1 protein-coding gene is annotated in these 329 nt (G+C 67.8%); it reads left to right on the top strand.

The features are described 5' to 3' along the window. Positions 1 to 329 (top strand): AIR synthase related protein (locus tag K3A85_RS17790; RefSeq protein ID WP_263624937.1); only part of this gene is annotated, 329 nt, incomplete at both ends.

Here is a 329-nt window from a genome sequence, read left to right as displayed (position 1 = left end):
AACAGGCGGGCGTGAACATCGCCGCCGGCAACGCGCTGGTGAAGGCGATCGGCCCGCTCGCCAAGGCGACCGCGCGCCCCGGGGCCGATGCCGAACTGGGCGGCTTCTGCGGCTTCTTCGACCTGAAGGCGGCCGGCTACAAGGATCCGCTGCTGGTCGCCGGCAACGACGGCGTCGGCACCAAGGTCAAGCTCGCGATCGACCACGACCGGCACGATGCGATCGACATCGACCTCGTTGCGATGTGCGTCAACGACCTGATCGTGCAGGGCGCCGAACCCCTGTTCTTCCTCGACTACTTTGCCACCGGCCGGCTCGATAACGGCGTC

This window comes from Novosphingobium huizhouense (assembly GCF_020179475.1).
Taxonomy (GTDB): domain Bacteria; phylum Pseudomonadota; class Alphaproteobacteria; order Sphingomonadales; family Sphingomonadaceae; genus Novosphingobium; species Novosphingobium huizhouense.
The sequence above is the reverse complement of the archived record's forward strand: the minus strand, read 5'-3'. Positions and strand labels throughout refer to the sequence as shown.